General features: G+C 70.6%; 16 protein-coding genes. 9 read left to right on the plus strand and 7 right to left on the minus strand.

Features of this window, described 5'->3' with window-relative positions; translation table 11 throughout:
- The first annotated feature begins 6 nt into the window (after positions 1-6).
- The 8 genes from ACFC1W_RS09715 (at position 7) to ACFC1W_RS09750 (ending at position 9,194) form a co-directional block, all read left to right on the plus strand.
- Positions 7-1,161: a MalY/PatB family protein gene (locus ACFC1W_RS09715; RefSeq protein WP_375991683.1), complete on the plus strand. Its 1,155-nt coding sequence runs from the start codon at positions 7-9 to the stop codon at positions 1,159-1,161.
- A complete protein-coding gene (locus tag ACFC1W_RS09720) occupies positions 1,161-2,543 on the plus strand; it encodes an MFS transporter (RefSeq protein ID WP_375991686.1) in 1,383 nt (460 codons plus the stop codon). The genes ACFC1W_RS09715 and ACFC1W_RS09720 overlap by 1 nt, the downstream gene beginning before the upstream one ends.
- Positions 2,544-2,587: 44 nt before the next feature.
- Positions 2,588-3,532: a siderophore-interacting protein gene (locus ACFC1W_RS09725; protein ID WP_375991689.1), complete on the plus strand. Its 945-nt coding sequence runs from the start codon at positions 2,588-2,590 to the stop codon at positions 3,530-3,532.
- Positions 3,529-4,539 (plus strand): FecCD family ABC transporter permease, encoded by a 1,011-nt coding sequence (locus ACFC1W_RS09730; RefSeq protein ID WP_375991692.1) that lies wholly within the window; start codon positions 3,529-3,531, stop codon positions 4,537-4,539. The genes ACFC1W_RS09725 and ACFC1W_RS09730 overlap by 4 nt, the downstream gene beginning before the upstream one ends.
- The gene (locus ACFC1W_RS09735) at positions 4,536-5,555 is read left to right on the plus strand and encodes a FecCD family ABC transporter permease (protein ID WP_375991694.1); all 1,020 of its coding nucleotides are present in this window, start codon (positions 4,536-4,538) and stop codon (positions 5,553-5,555) included. Before ACFC1W_RS09730 ends, ACFC1W_RS09735 begins: the two co-directional genes overlap by 4 nt.
- Complete coding sequence (locus tag ACFC1W_RS09740) at positions 5,552-6,373, plus strand: ABC transporter ATP-binding protein (RefSeq protein ID WP_375991697.1); 822 nt, start codon at positions 5,552-5,554, stop codon at positions 6,371-6,373. Before ACFC1W_RS09735 ends, ACFC1W_RS09740 begins: the two co-directional genes overlap by 4 nt.
- A 21-nt stretch (positions 6,374-6,394) precedes the next feature.
- Positions 6,395-7,435 carry an ABC transporter substrate-binding protein gene (locus ACFC1W_RS09745; RefSeq protein ID WP_375991700.1) on the plus strand — a complete coding sequence of 347 codons (1,041 nt, stop codon included), beginning with the start codon at positions 6,395-6,397 and terminating at the stop codon, positions 7,433-7,435.
- Positions 7,436-7,595: 160 nt separating this feature from the next.
- The gene (locus ACFC1W_RS09750) at positions 7,596-9,194 is read left to right on the plus strand and encodes an ABC-F family ATP-binding cassette domain-containing protein (protein WP_375991702.1); all 1,599 of its coding nucleotides are present in this window, start codon (positions 7,596-7,598) and stop codon (positions 9,192-9,194) included.
- A 137-nt stretch (positions 9,195-9,331) separates the two neighbouring features.
- Here ACFC1W_RS09750 and ACFC1W_RS09755 read toward each other — a convergent pair whose 3' ends face one another.
- From ACFC1W_RS09755 to ACFC1W_RS09770, 4 genes are all read right to left on the minus strand, one after another.
- Positions 9,332-10,186 carry an SURF1 family protein gene (locus ACFC1W_RS09755; RefSeq protein ID WP_375992868.1) on the minus strand — a complete coding sequence of 285 codons (855 nt, stop codon included), beginning with the start codon at positions 10,184-10,186 and terminating at the stop codon, positions 9,332-9,334.
- 20 nt (positions 10,187-10,206) lie between these two features.
- A complete protein-coding gene (locus ACFC1W_RS09760) occupies positions 10,207-10,437 on the minus strand; it encodes a hypothetical protein (protein ID WP_375991705.1) in 231 nt (76 codons plus the stop codon).
- A complete protein-coding gene (locus tag ACFC1W_RS09765; RefSeq protein ID WP_375991708.1) occupies positions 10,434-10,982 on the minus strand; it encodes a DUF3099 domain-containing protein in 549 nt (182 codons plus the stop codon). The genes ACFC1W_RS09760 and ACFC1W_RS09765 overlap by 4 nt, the downstream gene beginning before the upstream one ends.
- Before the next feature lie 70 nt (positions 10,983-11,052).
- Positions 11,053-11,541 carry a DUF4190 domain-containing protein gene (locus tag ACFC1W_RS09770; RefSeq protein ID WP_375991711.1) on the minus strand — a complete coding sequence of 163 codons (489 nt, stop codon included), beginning with the start codon at positions 11,539-11,541 and terminating at the stop codon, positions 11,053-11,055.
- Positions 11,542-11,653: 112 nt separating this feature from the next.
- Here ACFC1W_RS09770 and fabG point away from each other — a divergent pair, with 112 nt between their 5' ends.
- The gene (fabG, locus tag ACFC1W_RS09775; RefSeq protein ID WP_375991713.1) at positions 11,654-12,364 is read left to right on the plus strand and encodes a 3-oxoacyl-ACP reductase FabG; all 711 of its coding nucleotides are present in this window, start codon (positions 11,654-11,656) and stop codon (positions 12,362-12,364) included.
- A gap of 27 nt (positions 12,365-12,391) precedes the next feature.
- On the opposite strand, the gene ACFC1W_RS09780 is transcribed toward fabG, so the two are convergent.
- From ACFC1W_RS09780 to ACFC1W_RS09790, 3 genes are read right to left on the minus strand one after another with little or no spacing between them, the layout of a single operon-like run.
- On the minus strand, positions 12,392-13,084 hold the full coding sequence (locus ACFC1W_RS09780; protein WP_375991716.1) for an alpha/beta fold hydrolase: 693 nt from the start codon (positions 13,082-13,084) through the stop codon (positions 12,392-12,394).
- 38 nt (positions 13,085-13,122) lie between these two features.
- Entirely contained in the window at positions 13,123-13,767 is a 645-nt protein-coding gene (gene serB / locus ACFC1W_RS09785; RefSeq protein ID WP_375991719.1) for a phosphoserine phosphatase SerB, read from the minus strand.
- A 44-nt stretch (positions 13,768-13,811) separates the two neighbouring features.
- Entirely contained in the window at positions 13,812-15,056 is a 1,245-nt protein-coding gene (locus ACFC1W_RS09790) for a glucose-1-phosphate adenylyltransferase (RefSeq protein WP_241110553.1), read from the minus strand.
- Between the last annotated feature and the right edge of the window lie 27 nt (positions 15,057-15,083).

Consider the following 15,083-nt stretch of genomic DNA (forward strand, 5'->3'; position numbering starts at 1 on the left):
CGAGCGATGAGCGTCGCCCCCCTGCAGGCCCTTCCCCTCGACCAGCTGAGACAGCGGACGAGCACGAAGTGGCGCAAGTACGGTGACGACGTGCTGCCGTTCTTCGTCGCCGAGACGGACTATCCGCAGGCGCCCGCCGTCACGGCCGTGCTGACCCGGGCCGTCGCCCTCGGCGACACCGGGTACACCCCACCCGATGCCGGCGTCGCAGCCGCGTACGCGGGGTTCGCGCAGCGCCGGTTCGGGTGGAGCGCCGACCCGGCGCGCATCCGCACGACATGCGACGTGATGATGGCGATCGTCGAGATCCTGCGCCACACGATCGCGCCGGGCGACCGCGTGATCGTGACGCCCCCGGTGTATCCGCCGTTCTTCGAGTGCGTCCCCGAGGCGGGCGGCGTGGTCGAGCGCGTGCCGCTCATCGATCACGGCACCGGGTGGGAGCTGGACCTCGCCGGGATCGAGGCGGCCTTCGCCGGCGGTGCGCGGGCGATCCTGCTCTGCAACCCGCACAATCCCACCGGCACCGTGCACGCGCGCGAGACGCTGGCGGCGCTGGCGGAGCTCGCCGCTGCGTACGGCGCCACCGTGATCAGCGACGAGATCCACGCCCCGCTGACGCACCACGACGCGACCTTCACCCCGTTCCTGGACGCCTCACCCGTCGCCGCGCGCATCGGCTACGCGGTGGTCAGCGCGAGCAAGGCGTTCAATCTGGCGGGCCTCAAGTGCGCGCTCATGGTCACCGCCGACGATGCCACCACAGCGACGGTCCGTTCGCTTCCGGACGAGGTGGAGTGGCGCACCGGTCTGTTCGGCGCCCTCGCCGCGGTCGCCGCCTTCTCGGAGGAGAGCGATCCCTGGCTCGATGCGCAGCTCGCGGCGCTCGACGAGAACCGCCGGCTCCTCGCGGAGCTGCTCACGGAGCACGTGCCCGCCGCCCGATATCGGATCCCGGATGCCGGCTTCCTGGCGTGGGTGGACCTCGCGGGCGTCGGGTGGGGTGACAACCCCGCGGTGAAGATCCGTCGTGAGGCGAAGGTCGCCTTCCATCTCGGCCCGTTCTTCGGCGAGGAGGGCAGGGGGCACGTGCGGATCAACTTCGGGTGTTCCCCCGAGCTCTTGACCGAGGCGATCCGGCGGGTGGGTAGCCTGGTCTGATGAGCGCTGCACCCGTCCAGACCGAGACGGGGATCTGGCAGCCGCGGTACGTCTGGGTCACAGTCGGGGCGGTCGCCCTCATCTTCCTCGCGGCGACGCAGGCGCTGGCCGTGACGACCGTGATGCCCGTGGTCAGCGACGACCTCGATGGTCACGCCCTCTACGCCGTGGCGTTCGCCGGCACCCTCGCGACGAGCGTGATCGGAATGGTCGCCGTGGGCGCGTGGTGCGACCGCGGGGGAGTGCTCGCCCCTCTCACGACCGCCGTCGTGCTGTTCGTCATCGGACTCGTCATCGCCGGGCTCGCGACGGCCATGCCGGTGCTCGTGGCCGGCCGGCTGGTGCAAGGCCTCGGCACCGGCGGCCAGACCGTCGCGCTGTACGTGGTCGTCGCGCGCGTCTATCCCGCGAGCCTGCACGGCAAGGTGTTCGCGGCCTTCTCCGCGGCGTGGGTGGTCCCGTCGCTCATCGGCCCGTTCCTCGCCGGCGCGGTGGCCGAGTTCCTCCATTGGCGCTGGGTGTTCCTGGGTGTCGCCACCCTCACCGTCATCGCCTTCGCGATGGTGGTCCTGCGCCTGCACGGGCTTCCGCTCCACACCGACGACCCCGCGACCGGCCGCATCGGCCCGCGCATGGCGTGTGCGGTCGCCGTCGCGGCCGGCGCCCTCGCGCTCAGTCTGGCCGGCGAGCTCGGCGCCTACGCGTGGGTGGTGGTCGCGGCATCCGCTGTCGTCATCGCTCTTGCGTCGCGCCCGCTCCTGCCCAGGGGGACACTGCTCGCGCGCCGCGGTCTGCCCAGCGTCGTCCTCATGCGCGGACTCATCGCAGGAGCGCTGTTCGGTGCCGAGATCTATGTTCCGTACCTGCTGATCGATCACTACGACTTCTCGCCGACGTGGGCGGGTCTCGGTCTCACAGCGGGCGCGATCGCCTGGGCGGCGGGTGCCGATGTGCAGGGTCGCATCGGCGACCGGCTCGGCAATGCGCGCATCACCCTGATCGGCACGGCGCTGCTGACGACCTCGACCCTGCTGGCCGGCGCCACCGCGCTGTTCGGCCTGCATCCCGCGGTGATCATCGTCGGGTGGGCGTTCGCCGGCGCGGGCATGGGTCTCATGTACCCGCGACTCACGGTCCTGACCCTTGCGTACTCGACTCCGCAGAATCAGGGGTTCAACTCCTCGGCGCTGTCCATCTCGGACTCGGTCGGCGCAGCCACCTCCATAGCGATCATGGGCCTCGTCTTCACCGCTCTCATGGGAACGGAGGCCGGCTTCCCGGCGGTCTTCGCCCTGGCGACGGTGCTCGCGCTGCTCGCGCTGGTCCCGGGCCTGCGGATGGGGCACGCGCACGAGACGTCACCCGTCTCCCGTCATTCGTGACGGGAGGATTTGGGAAGCAAGGTTGGTAAGGCTAGCCTTACTACGTGAGCACCTCGATCGCCGTCAGCACGCGGCCCGCGTATCGCCCCTACATCGCGACCGTGGCCGATGTGCACCGATTGTCGCCGCACTTCGTTCGCGTCGCGTTCACCGGGCCAGACTTCGACGTGTTCGGCACGGCCGGCCTCGACCAGCGCATCAAGCTCATCCTGCCTCTCTCGGACGGCTCGCTCAGCGACATCGGCCAGCACGACCAGGCCATGATCGACGCAGGCGACTGGTATACCGCGTGGCGCGGAATCCCGACGGAATCGCGCAGCCCGCTGCGCACCTACACGGTGCGCCGCATCGACGCCGACGCGCGTCTGCTGCACGTCGACTTCGTCGTGCACCACGGCGCCGGCCCCGCGGGCAGCTGGGCCGAGTCGGCGTCGGTCGGCGACGAGATCGTCATCGTCGGACCCGATCGGCGCAGCGACGGCTATCGTCTCGGCCTCGACTGGCATCCGGGCACCGCGCGTCGACTCGTGCTCGCGGGTGACGAGACCGCAGCGCCCGCGATCGGCTCGATCCTCGAGTCGCTCGACGCCTCGTTCGAAGTGGACGCCTTCATCGAGGTGCCGACCCGCGCCGACGCCCTCACCCTCGAGGTCGCTCCGGGCTTCCGTGTGACATGGCTCGCGCGCGACGGCCGCGGCCACGGAGCCGCTCTCACCGAGGCCGTCACCGCGTGGTCGACGACCGCCGCCGACACGCTCGCACGCGCGGCCGCGCCCCGGCGTCAGGAGCTCACGGACGTCGATGTCGACACCGATCTGCTGTGGGACAGCCCCGAGGACTCCGAGGGAGAGTTCTACGCCTGGATCGCGGGCGAGGCCGCCATGGTGAAGGGCCTGCGCCGTCTCCTCGTGCAGGGCTGCGGTGTGGACCGGAAGCGGGTCGCCTTCATGGGGTATTGGCGGCTCGGACAAGCCGAGCGACAGGAATGACCACGGCCCGCGACCGGCGCGGGAGGCTCGTTCTGCTCACCACGATCGCGCTTCTGGTGGTCATGGTCCTGGTGAGCCTCATGATCGGTGCGCGACCCGTCGCACCGTCCGTGGTGATCGACGCCCTCCTGCGACCTGACACGTCACTCGCCGACCACAGCGTGATCCTCACCCAGCGCGTGCCGCGCACGGTGATCGGCATCCTCGCCGGTGCGTCGCTCGCCCTCGCCGGCACGCTCATGCAGGGCCTCACCCGCAACCCGCTGGCTGATCCCGGACTGCTCGGCGTCAACGCCGGGGCCTCCGTCGCCGTCCTCGCCGCGATCACGCTGTGGGGGGTCACTGCGCCGTCGGGCTTCGTGTGGTTCGCCTTCATCGGTGCCGCTGTCGCGTCGGTCGCCGTCGCCGTCATCGGCTCGCGCGGCGCCGACGGCTCCAATCCCGCCAAGCTGGCCCTCACCGGCGCCGCGGTCACCGCCGGGCTCACCGCCGTGAGCACTCTGATCCTCACGACGTCGATCACCGCGTTCGACGTGTTCCGCTACTGGCAGGTCGGGGGACTCACCAACCGCGGTCTCGACACGGTCGCCGTCGTGGTGCTCCCGATCCTGATCGGAGCCGTCATCGCCTTCACGTCGGCGCGCGGCCTGGACCTCATCGCCCTGGGCGACGACACCGCCACCGGGCTCGGGCACAGTGTCACCCGCACCCGCACGCTCGGCATCGTCGCCACCGTTCTGCTGTGCGGCAGTGCGACGGCGATCGCCGGGCCGATCGTCTTCCTCGGGCTGCTGGTGCCGCACGCACTGCGCGCCGTCGTCGGGGGCGACTACCGGTGGCTGCTTGCCATCGGCGCGCCTGCGGGTGCCGCCGTGCTCCTCGCCGCCGATGTGCTCGGACGCGTCATCGCTTTGCCGGGCGAGGTGCAGGCAGGCCTCGTGGTCGCGTTCGTCGGTGCTCCGGTGCTGATCTCGCTCGTCCTCCGGCGTGGGCGGGTGACCCTGTGACCGCTTCGGTTCTGGAGGTCCGTGCCCGGGTGAGCCGGCGCCGTTCGCTCGTCGTCTCGTCGGTGCTCATCGCCCTCGTGCTCCTCGCGATGCTCTCGCTGTCGATCGGCGACTATCCGATCGCCCCTGCCGACGTCTGGCGCACGCTGTGGGGCGGGGGAGACCGCGCGCAGTCGTACGTCATCTTCCAGGTGCGCGCTCCGCGGCTGGTGATGGCTCTCGTCGTCGGCGCCGCTCTCGGCGCGGCCGGCGGTCTGCTCCAGTCGCTTCTGCGCAACCCGCTCGCCAGTCCCGACCTGCTCGGCATCAGCGGAGGAGCCGGGGCCGCGGCCGTCTTCGGCATCCTGACGCTGGGGATCGGCGGTCCGGTGCTTGCCGTCGCCGCCTTCTTGGGCGGCCTCGCGGTGGCCGCGTTCCTGCTGCTGGCCGGCCGGCACCGCGCGGACGGCGGATACCGCCTGATCCTCGCCGGCATCGGCATCGCGTTCCTGACGGTCGCGATCACGAACTACCTCATGGTCCGCGCCCAGGTCGAGCTCGCCCAGGCGGCGCTGGTCTGGCTGACGGGCAGCCTCTCCTCAACGCCGTGGTGGAGCGTCGTGACCGTGCTGGTCGTCGTGGTCCTGTGCGTTCCGGCCGTGGTGGCCTGCGCACGTTGGCTCCCGATCACGCAGATGGGGGCGCCGACCGCTGCCTCGCTCGGGGTCAAGACCTCGCGCGTTCGTGTGGTGACCGTGCTGACGGCTGTGCTGCTCACCGCGGTCACGTGCGCGTTCGTCGGCCCGATCGGGTTCATCGCACTGTGCGCGCCGGCGATCGCCCGGCCGCTGCTCGGCCACGGCGCCATCGGCATCGGCACGAGCGCAGCCGTCGGCGCGGGCCTGCTCGCCGCCGCCGACCTCGTCGCCCAGTTCGCGCTGCCCGGTCTGTCTGTGCCGGTGGGCGTGGTGACCGGAGCCATCGGCGCGGTCTTCCTCCTTTGGCTCCTCGCGACCTCGAAAGGACGCAACCTGTGACTTCCGCATCCGCACCGCGCCTCAGCGCCCGCGGGCTCGCTGCCGGCTACCCCGGCAGGCGGGTGATCGACGACCTCGATCTCGACTTCGCCCCCGGCCGGATCACGATGGTCATCGGCGCGAACGCATGCGGCAAGTCGACGCTGCTGAGCGTGCTCGCCCGCGTGAACCAGCCGCTCGCCGGACGCATCGAGCTCGACGGCATCGACATCCAGACCCTGCCCCGCCGCCGGTTCGCGCAGAGTGTGGGGCTGCTGCCGCAGCATCCCACCGCTCCCGACGGCCTGACGGTCGCCGAGCTCGTCTCGCGCGGCCGGCACCCGCATCGCGGCGTCTTCCAGCGGTGGAGCGCCGCTGACACCGCCCGGGTCGACGATGCGATGGCGAAGACCGGCGTCGCCGCGCTGGCCGACCGGCCTGTCGGCGACCTGTCGGGCGGCCAGCGTCAGCGCGTGTGGATCGCCATGGCCCTCGCCCAGGAGCCGCGCGTGCTCCTGCTCGACGAGCCGACGACGTTCCTCGACCTGAGCCACCAGATCGAAGTCCTCGATCTGCTGCGCACGCTCAACCGCACGGATGGCACGACCATCGTGGTCGTCCTGCACGAGCTGAACCTCGCCGCGCGGTACGCCGACGACCTCGTCGTCATGAGCGGCGGGCGGGTGGTTGCGCACGGCGCACCCGCCGACGTCCTCACCCGCGATGTCGTGGCCAACGCCTTCGATCTCGACGCGCTCGTGATCCCCGACCCCCTCACCTCCACCCCCCTCGTCATCCCCGTCCCCGGCGGCGCCCACGCCGCCGCGGACGAGGCCTGACGCGATCGAAAGGATGACCCCATGTCCGCTCCACACCTGCGCCTCAGCGCCCTCGCCGCGATCGCACTGGCCGGCGGCCTCGTGCTCTCCGGCTGCGCCGGCGCCGCAGCGCCCGAGTCCTCCGGCTCGCATGACGCCGCCGCCTCCGACGGCTTCCCGGTGACCTTCGAGCACATCTACGGCGAGACCACGCTCGACGAGGCGCCCGAGCGCATCGCGACGTGGGGCTGGGGTGCGACGGATGCCGTCCTCGCGCTCGGCATCGTGCCCGTCGCCATCCCGTCGTCGGAGTACGGCGGCGGAGACGACCTCATCACCCCGTGGGTCGACGAGGCGGTCACCGAGCTCGGCGGCGAGCCCCCCGTCATCCTCGACAACTCGGCATACGAGCTGTCGGTCGAGGAGCTCCTGGCGACCGATCCCGACGTGCTCATCGCGTCGTACTCGGGTCTGACGCAGGAGGAGTACGACGCCGTGACCGGCGCCGGCATCCCGGTGATCGCGCCGGAGGAGGCGCTGTGGGCCACGCCGTGGCGTGACGTCATCACCGACACCGGTCGCGCGCTCGGCCTGGCGGATGAGGCGGACGCCGTGCTGGCCGACCTCGATCAGCAGATCGCTGACGCCGCGGCCGAGCATCCGGAGTTCGACGGCCTCTCGATCGCCTACGCGGACGACGACGTCGACACGTTCTACCTGTACCTGCCCGCTGACCCGCGCGTCGAGATCCTCGAGGACCTGGGCTTCACGAGCGCCGATTCCGTGACGGCGCTCGACAGCGGCGAGTCGACCTTCTACACGACCGTGAGCAGCGAGAACCTCGATCAGATCGACGCGGACGTCCTCTTCACACAGGCCGAACAGCAGACCGATATCGACGACTTCCTGGCGTCCGACCGCGCGGCGCTCATCCCCGCCGTCGGGACCGGCGCCGTCGCAGCCATCGTCGGCGAGGAGAACGTCGCCGCGATCTCTCCGACCGCGCTCACCCTGCCCTGGATCCTGCCCGACATCGTCGAGCAGCTGGCCGCCGCGGCCGCTGCCTCGGCGGCGCAGGGCTGATTCTCTCGCCCCTCGCGCGGGAGCCCCGGCCGGTATGGCCGGGGCTCCCGTCGTTCCGAGGCGGGAACGGCGCCCGGCAGCCGCACCGTCTCCGCCGCCTATACTGGGAGGCTGGCCGTTCGGCCGCTCCCCTTCTCCATCGACGGATCGGACTTCCGCTGTGCTCGCCGTGCACGACCTCGAGATTCGCGTGGGCGCCCGCGTGCTCATGTCCGACGTGTCGTTCCGCGTCTCGGCGGGCGACAAGGTCGGCCTGGTGGGCCGCAACGGCGCCGGCAAGACCACACTGACGAAGGTGCTCGCGGGCGACCTGCTGCCGTCCGACGGCAAGGTCGACCGCATCGGCGAACTCGGCTATCTTCCGCAAGACCCCCGCTCGGGAGATCCCGAGATGCTCGCCCGAACCCGTATCCTCGACGCCCGCGGCCTCGGGACCCTCGCCCTCGGCATGCACGACGCATCCGTCGCGATGGGAAGTGATGATCCGGATGCCGCGGCCCGCGCCATGCGCAAGTACGCGAACCTCACCGAGCGCTTCGAGGCGCTCGGCGGCTACGCGGCCGAGGCCGAGGCGGCCTCGATCGCGCACAATCTCTCGCTGCCGGACCGCATCCTGGACCAGCCGCTGCGCACCCTCTCGGGCGGTCAGCGCCGGCGCATCGAGCTCGCCCGCATCCTCTTCTCCGATGCCGAGTCGATGATCCTCGACGAGCCGACGAACCACCTCGACGCCGACAGCGTCGTGTGGCTGCGCGAATTCCTCAAGGGCTACAAGGGCGGGCTCATCGTCATCAGTCACGACGTCGAGCTCGTCGGCGCGACGGTGAACCGCGTCTTCTACCTCGACGCGAACCGTCAGGTCATCGACGTCTACAACATGAACTGGAAGAACTATCTGCGCCAGCGGGTGGCCGACGAGGAGCGCCGCAAGAAGGAGCGCGCCAACGTCGAGAAGAAGGCCACGGCGCTGCAGCTGCAGGCCGCCCGGTTCGGCGCGAAGGCGTCGAAGGCCGCCGCGGCGCACCAGATGGTCGCGCGCGCCGAGAAGATGCTGTCGGGTCTCGACGACGTGCGTCAGGAGGAGCGGGTCGCCAAGTTGCGCTTCCCCAAGCCTGCGCCGTGCGGAAAGACGCCGCTCATGGCGTCCGGGCTGTCGAAGTCGTACGGCTCGCTCGAGATCTTCACCGACGTCGACCTCGCGATCGACCGCGGCTCGAAGGTGGTGGTCCTGGGGCTCAACGGCGCCGGCAAGACCACGCTGCTTCGGATCCTGGCGGGCGTGGACAAGCCCGACACCGGAAGGATCGAACCGGGTCACGGTCTCAAGGTCGGCTACTACGCGCAGGAGCACGAGAATCTCGACGTGTCGCGGTCGGTCCTCGAGAACATGATGTCGGCTGCGCCGGACATCACCGCCGCCGACGCCCGCAAGGTGCTGGGGTCGTTCCTGTTCACCGGAGACGACGTGCTCAAGCCCGCCGGCGTGCTCTCCGGCGGCGAGAAGACCCGGCTGTCGCTGGCGACGCTCGTCGTCTCGAGCGCGAACATGCTCCTGCTCGACGAGCCGACCAACAACCTCGACCCCGCCTCGCGCGAGGAAATCCTCGGTGCGCTGTCGCACTACGAGGGCGCGGTCGTGCTCGTCTCACACGACGAAGGCGCTGTCGAGGCGCTCAACCCCGAGCGCGTGCTCATCCTGCCCGACGGTGTCGAGGACATCTGGGGCCGCGACTACGCCGATCTGATCACGCTCGCGTGATCAGATCTCCCGGTGGTTGAGTAGCCGCGGCTTCAGCCGCGGCGTATCGAAACCGGTCACGCTCGCGTGATCAGATCTCCCGGTGGCCGAGTAGCCGCGGCGTATCGAAACCGGTCACGCTCGCGTCATCCGCGGCGTCAGCGACCCGCGGCGTCGAGGAGGGCGTCCTCGTCCTCGGCATCTCGATCACGTCGACGCGACGCCGGACGCGGGGGAGCGGCATCCGATGCCGGTTCGTCCTGGGCGTCTTCTCGGCGGTGACGCCGCTCGGTGCGGATGACATAGCCGATGAACACGAAACCCATCACCGCGAAGAGGATCCACTGGATCGCATACGAGAGGTGCGGGCCCGGGTCTTCGGACGGAGACGCAAGCGCCTGGGGGCGGCCGGCGGGCGCGGGATCCTCGGAGACCATCACTCCGTACGCGCTCAGCTCGAGCGCACGGCCGACATCGGCGGAGACGGCGTCGGCGACGAGCGGAAGGTGGATCGTCGGCACCTGGCCCTCGGGCGCGGAGCGCCCCGACGACGGGAGCGGCTCGCCGGGCTTGAGCCGCGCGATGACGGTAACCTCGCCCGAGGGCGCAGCCGGAACCGCGTCCGGATCGGGCTGGTCGTCGCCCGGCGGCACCCATCCACGGTCGATGAGCAGCACGCGGCCGTCAATGAGACGGAACGGCACGAGCACTTCGAACGCCGAGGTGCCGCCATGCGGCCGGTTGCGCACCAGCAGCTCGTCGTCGACGACGTACTGGCCGACCAGACGCACCGGGTGCCACTGGTCGCCGGGGTCGAGCGCGCCGCCGGCAGGGATCAGCTCGTCGAGGGGAACGGGCGTCGCGTCGTAGTTCGCTTCCACGAGGGCAAGCTGCGCGGACCGCTCCTCGTTGCGGGTGAACTGCCAGTTCGACAGGAACGCGCAGGCGATGGCGAACACGACCGCGAGCGAGATGTAGATCGCCCAGCGGCCGGCACGCGGGAGCGACTGCATGCTGACTTCGCGGCGGGCGCTCACCGGGTTGCTCCGCTCGCGCGCAGCGGCTCCACCGCGACGGGGAAGTCCCGTGCGGCGAGGAACTCCCGCAGGTAGCCGCGATGCTCGTCGCACGCCACCCAGGTCTTCGTGCGGTCGGCGGTGTGTATGCGCGGATTGCGCCAGTCGATCCGCCAGGTCGCCTCGGCGCGGCATCCTGCCCTCGAGCAGGTCGCGGAGGCGACGGGCTCGTCCTGCGCGAGGCTCATGCGGTGCCGTCCGGGCGGTCGTCGGTCGTGTCCGGCTCAGCGCTGCCGGATGTGGGCGCGGCTTCGGACGCAGGCCCGGCTGGGGAGGCAGGGGTGGCTGGGGAGCCAGGCCCGGCTGGGGAGGCAGCGGTGGCTGGGGAGGCAGGGTTGGCGGAGGAGGCAGGGTTGGCGGAGGAGGCAGGGTTGGCGGAGGAGGCAGATGCCCCGTCGATCGCCGGCGTCTCGTCGATGCGGATCACGTCGCCCGCGCGGGGACCGCCCGCTGCGGCGGGCGTCGCGGGGAGTGCACGCTCGGGATCTTCCCGGCGATTGCGCCGGGCCTCTTGGCCGACGTTGGCGAGGACGACGGCGATGTAGGGGAGGAAGATGGCTGCGGCACCGAACACCCAGGTGTACCAGCCGTACGGGGTGATGACGACCATGAGGATGAAACAGGCGACGCGGACGCCCATGGTGAGCAGATACCGGGTCGACCGCGCGTCGACATCGTCACGTGGCGCCCGCGGCAGCGACGTGGCGGACTGGGGCCGACTCGAACTTTTCACCGTCCTTCAAGACTACGCCGCGCGGCCTCTGCCGGCGTCCCCTCGGGGCGCCGGCAGAGGCCCGGGGCGGTCAGGAACTGTAGACGGTGCCCTGGTTCATGGCCCAGGCGAAGAACGCGAAGAACAGGATCGTGCCGAGGATCCACAGGGCGAGGCCGACGTACCCGACGATGGTGCCGGCAAGAGCCATGCCGCGGCCGTTCTCGCCGTTGGTCTTCAGCTGGTTGAGCGAGATGTGACCGGTGATGATGCCGCCGAGCGATCCGATGAACGGCAGGATTCCGATGAATCCGACGATCGACGCGATGAGCGAGACGATCGCGAGCACGTTCGTCTTGGCCGGAGCGCCGTAGCCGTAGGCCGGAGCGCCGTACTGGGGTGCGGCCCCGTACTGGGGTGCGGCCCCGTACTGGGGGGCGGCTCCGTACGGTGCCTGGGGCGTTCCATACGCGGGGGGCGTCTGGGGTGCGCCGTACGCCGGCGGTGCAGGCGGCGGGTACCCGGCGCCGGGCTGCGGCGCCGGGTCGGGTGCGGGCGCGTCGGGGGTGTTGTCGCTCACGGGCTGACCTTTCTCGAGACTGCTCTTAGCGTTCCAGCGCACGGCGTGGGGTGTCAAACGCTGCCCGGCTAGGCTGGTCCGGATCCGTCACATACCCTCCGGGAGCTTCATCATGTCCAGCGATCGCGTCGTCCTCGTCACCGGCGGAAACCGCGGCATCGGCCGCGCCATCGCCGAGCGCTTCGTGGCGCAGGGCTACAAGGTGGCCGTGACTGCTCGTTCCGGCGAGGGTCCGGAGGGCACGCTGACGGTGCGCGCCGATGTGACGGATGCCGCGGCCGTCGACGCCGCCTTCACCGAGGTCGAACAGGCTCTGGGTCCTGTCGAGATCGTGGTCGCGAACGCCGGCGTCACCAAGGACACGCTCCTGCTGCGCATGACCGAGGACGACTTCGACAGCGTGGTCGCGACGAACCTGGGAGGAGCGTTCCGCGTGGTCAAGCGCGCGTCGAAGGGAATGCTGCGTGCCCGGTGGGGTCGCGTCATCCTGATCTCGAGCGTCGTGGGACTGTACGGCTCCGCCGGGCAGATCAACTACGCGGCCTCGAAGAGCGCGCTCGTGGGCTTCGCACGCTCGCTCACCCGCGAGCTCGGGGCACGCGGGATCACGGCGAACGTCGTGGCACCCGGGTTCATCGAGACCGATATGACCGCCGAGCTCGGCGACGCCACACAGGCCGAATACAAGAAGAGCATCCCCGCCGGCCGGTTCGCCACAGCGGACGAGGTCGCAGGGGTCGTCACGTGGATGGCGTCCGACGATGCCGCCTACATCTCGGGCGCTGTCATCCCCGTGGACGGCGGTCTCGGGATGGGGCACTGAGGGCGCCCCGCCCCGACTGCTCCGGCGTCAGCGCACCGCGGCGATGAGGGCGCTCGACAGACGCTCAGGCTGAGAGAACTGCGGCCAATGGCCCGAACCCAGCGCGACGACCTCGGCATCGGCGATCGCGTCGAACTCTGCGCCGTAGGGCCCCCACTGAGCGATTGCCTCGCGGAACGCCGCGTCGTCCATGCCCCCGGAGAGGATGGTCACCGGCACCGCATGACGCGCCGTGCCTTCGAGCCGCACCTCATCGGTCGGCACCCTGGCCGGGACGGTGCGCGCGCGCTGCGCCCACATCGCACGGGTCTCGGCGTCGATGTCGGCGACGTCGGGCTCGTCGAAGAACTCCCACCCCGGGAACGGGATCACGCCGTCGACCACGTCGAACTCGGAGATGGTTCCCCCCGGCGGCGGTGGCACGGAGTCGACGAACACCACGCGGGCCACGCGATCGGCTCGCGCCTCGGCTGCGGCCCACACCACGTTGCCCCCGCCGCTGTGCCCCACGAGGACGACCCGCTCTGCCGACGCATCGATCTCGGCTACGACGACGTCGACCCAGTCCTGGATGCCGATGTCGGCCGACTCGGCTGCCGGAGCGCCGACGCCCGGAAGAGTCACGGGACGGGGCGTGTGGCCCGCCTCCCGGAGTGCGGGAACCACGGGGTCCCATGACGCAGCGTCGAGCCAGAGACCAGGAACGAGGATGATGTCCATGACGTGACGCTATCGAGGGTCGCCGACATTCCGGCAGGTCAGGGGAGCAGCGCGATGACCTCGGACAGATCGACGGGGCCGACCACGACGTCGGCGCGCTCGCGCACCGCCGGCTTGGCATTGAAGGCGACGCCCAGGCCCGCGGCATCCATCATCTTCAGATCGTTCGCGCCATCGCCGATGGCGATCGTGCGAGCCAGCGGCACACCCGCCGCCGATGCCCACTCGCGCAGCGCCGCCGCCTTGCCCTCGGCGTCGACGATGTCGCCGTCGACGACCCCGGTGAGTGTGTCGCCGGCCGCTGCGAGGCGATTCGCCCGCCACACGTCGACACCCAGAGACGGCGCGACCGTGTCGAGGATCTCGTGGAATCCGCCCGACACCACGCCCACCGCGCCGCCGCGGGCGTGCACGGCGTCGATGAGCTCGCGCACTCCGGGCGTCGGCTCGATCCGGTCGAGCACATTCGCGAACGCCGCCACCGGAACTCCGGCCAGCCGCTCGACCCGCGACCGCAGGCTGGTCGCGAAGTCGACCTCACCTCGCATGGCCGCTTCGGTCGCCGCGGCGACCTCGGGACCGCGGCCGGCCTCATCCGCGATGAGCTCGATGACCTCGTTGCGGATCAAGGTCGAGTCGGCGTCGAGCACGACGAGGAATCGGGCGTGGGCGGGTGCAGGCACCCCTCCACGCTAGCGCCGCGGGCACACGAGACCCCAACCGGCGGTCATCGTTCGACGTGGATGCCCTTGCCGACCACGGTGATGCCGCTGTCGGTGACGGTGTAGCCGCGTGCCAGATCGCGATCGCGGTCGACGCCGACGGTCGCCCCATCGGCGAGCACGACGTTCTTGTCGAGGATCGCGCGGTGGATACGCGCGCCCGCGCCGACCTGAACGTGGTCGAACAGCACCGAGTCGGTGATCGTCGAGCCGCCGCCCGCGAGCGTCCATGGACCGACGACGCTGCGCTCGAGGTGGGTGCCGGAGAGCACGGACCCGAGCGAGACGATGGAGTCGATCGAGTTGCCGATTCGCCCGACCGAGTCGCGCACGAACTTCGCCGGCGGCGAGTTCACCGCCTGCGAGTGGATCGGCCAGTCGGTGTTGTAAAGGTTGAACACCGGCAGCGTCGAGATGAGGTCCCGGTGGGCGTCGAAGAACGAGTCGATCGTCCCGACGTCGCGCCAGTAGTAGCGGTCGCGGTCGGTCGAGCCCGGCACGTCGTTGCGGTTCATGTCGTAGACGCCCGCCTCGCCGCGGCCGACGAAGTACGGCACGATGTCGCCGCCCATGTCGTGGTTGGAGGTCGGGAGCTCGCCGTCGGCCTCGACGGCCTCGATCAGCGCGTCGGTGTCGAAGATGTAGTTGCCCATCGACGCCAGCACCTCACCGGGGGAGTCGGCCAGCCCGGTCGGGTTCTGCGGCTTCTCGAGGAACTCGTTGATGCGCGTGGGGTCGGACTTGTCGACGTCGATCACACCGAACTGATTGGCGAGGGAGATCGGCTGACGGATGCCGGCGACCGTGGCGCGCGCGCCCGAGTCGATGTGCGCGGCCAGCATCTGACGGAAGTCCATGCGGTACACGTGGTCGGCGCCGATGACGACCACGATGTCGGGCTGCTCGTCGTTGATGAGGTTCAGGCTCTGCAGGATCGCGTCCGCCGAGCCGGAGAACCACCGCTTGCCCAGGCGCTGCTGGGCGGGCACCGAGGCGACGTACGAGTCGAGCAGCGCCGACATCCGCCACGTCTGGGAGATGTGGCGGTCGAGGCTGTGCGACTTGTACTGGGTCAGCACGACGACCTGCCGCAGGCCCGAGTTGATGAGGTTCGAGATGGCGAAGTCGATGAGCCGGTACTGGCCGCCGAACGGCACCGCCGGCTTGGCCCTGTCCGCGGTGAGCGGCATCAGGCGCTTTCCCTCGCCGCCGGCGAGGATGATTCCGAAGACCTTCGGCGCTGCAGGCATGGCACCACCCTAGGCCCGCATCCCGAT

Origin of the sequence: Microbacterium sp. NPDC056003 (genome assembly GCF_042274785.1) — a bacterium.
GTDB lineage: Bacteria > Actinomycetota > Actinomycetes > Actinomycetales > Microbacteriaceae > Microbacterium.

What these genes read in the sequence shown, in the direction of transcription:
- ACFC1W_RS09715 (WP_375991683.1), top strand. Translation starts at nt 7, where the DNA reads ATGAGCGTCGCCCCCCTGCAGGCCCTTCCCCTCGACCAGCTGAGACAG.
- ACFC1W_RS09720 (WP_375991686.1), top strand. Translation starts at nt 1,161, where the DNA reads ATGAGCGCTGCACCCGTCCAGACCGAGACGGGGATCTGGCAGCCGCGG.
- ACFC1W_RS09730 (WP_375991692.1), top strand. Translation starts at nt 3,529, where the DNA reads ATGACCACGGCCCGCGACCGGCGCGGGAGGCTCGTTCTGCTCACCACG.
- ACFC1W_RS09745 (WP_375991700.1), top strand. Translation starts at nt 6,395, where the DNA reads ATGTCCGCTCCACACCTGCGCCTCAGCGCCCTCGCCGCGATCGCACTG.
- ACFC1W_RS09755 (WP_375992868.1), bottom strand. Translation starts at nt 10,186, where the DNA reads ATGCAGTCGCTCCCGCGTGCCGGCCGCTGGGCGATCTACATCTCGCTC.
- ACFC1W_RS09760 (WP_375991705.1), bottom strand. Translation starts at nt 10,437, where the DNA reads ATGAGCCTCGCGCAGGACGAGCCCGTCGCCTCCGCGACCTGCTCGAGG.
- fabG (WP_375991713.1), top strand. Translation starts at nt 11,654, where the DNA reads ATGTCCAGCGATCGCGTCGTCCTCGTCACCGGCGGAAACCGCGGCATC.
- ACFC1W_RS09780 (WP_375991716.1), bottom strand. Translation starts at nt 13,084, where the DNA reads ATGGACATCATCCTCGTTCCTGGTCTCTGGCTCGACGCTGCGTCATGG.
- ACFC1W_RS09790 (WP_241110553.1), bottom strand. Translation starts at nt 15,056, where the DNA reads ATGCCTGCAGCGCCGAAGGTCTTCGGAATCATCCTCGCCGGCGGCGAG.